This is a genomic window from Acidocella sp. MX-AZ02 (assembly GCF_000306035.1).
GTDB classification, from domain to species: Bacteria; Pseudomonadota; Alphaproteobacteria; order Acetobacterales; family Acetobacteraceae; genus Acidocella; species Acidocella facilis.
The window spans coordinates 1-862 of the sequence record NZ_JH976243.1 but is presented as its reverse complement, the minus strand read 5'-3'; the positions used below and the strand labels follow the sequence as shown (position 1 = coordinate 862).

1 protein-coding gene is annotated in these 862 nt (G+C 72.2%); it reads left to right on the top strand.

Features of this window, described 5'->3' with window-relative positions; genetic code table 11:
• Positions 1-23: 23 nt before the first annotated feature.
• The coding region (locus MXAZACID_RS17320; protein ID WP_240376735.1) for an AAA family ATPase at positions 24-862 on the top strand (839 nt) is incomplete at its 3' end.

Here is an 862-nt window from a genome sequence, read left to right as displayed (position 1 = left end):
TCCAAGCGGCGCTGGCGCAGGTGATGGCGTCCCCGGCGCTGGCCGAGTTGCAGGCCGAGCAGGTTGACGCGGCGGGGCGTGTGATCGCGCCGGCGCGGTATTCGACGCGGGAGCTGGTGGCGGTTGAGCGTGCCATGGCGGAGAGTGCCGATCGCATGGCGGAGGGGTGGAGTTTTGGCGTTCAGGCCGCGCGGGTGGAGGCAGCGCTGGCGCGGCAGGATGGTGCGATCCGGCGCGCTGGCGGGAAAGGGTTGAGCGAGGAGCAGCGCCAGGCCGTGGCGCATATTACCGGGCGCGAACGCATCGCGGCGGTGGTGGGGCTGGCGGGTGCGGGCAAGAGCACGATGCTGGCGGCGGCGCGTGAGGCGTGGGTGGCGGAAGGCTACCGGGTGCAAGGTGCTGCGCTGGCGGGCAAGGCGGCGGAGGGGCTGGAAGAGAGTGCCGGGATTGCGTCGCGCACGCTGGCATCGTGGGAGCGGGGCTGGGAACGCGGGTTCGACCAGCTTGGCCCCAAGGACGTGTTCGTGATCGACGAGGCGGGGATGGTGGGATCGCGGCAATTGTCGCGGTTCATCCAGGCGGCGGATGCGGCGGGGGCCAAGATCGTGCTGGTGGGCGATCCCGAGCAGTTGCAGCCGATCGGGCCGGGGGCGGCGTTCCGCGTCGTGGCCGAGCGTGTGGGCTTTGTCGAGCTGGAGGAGATTCGCCGGCAGCGCGAGGACTGGCAACGGGCGGCCTCGGTGGATTTTGGGCGGCACCGCACGGCGGCGGGGCTGGCGGCCTATGAAGCGCGGGGCGCGANCCGGTTCGAGGACACGGCCGAGGCGGCGCGGGCGGCGATCGTGCGCGACGTGATGGAAGA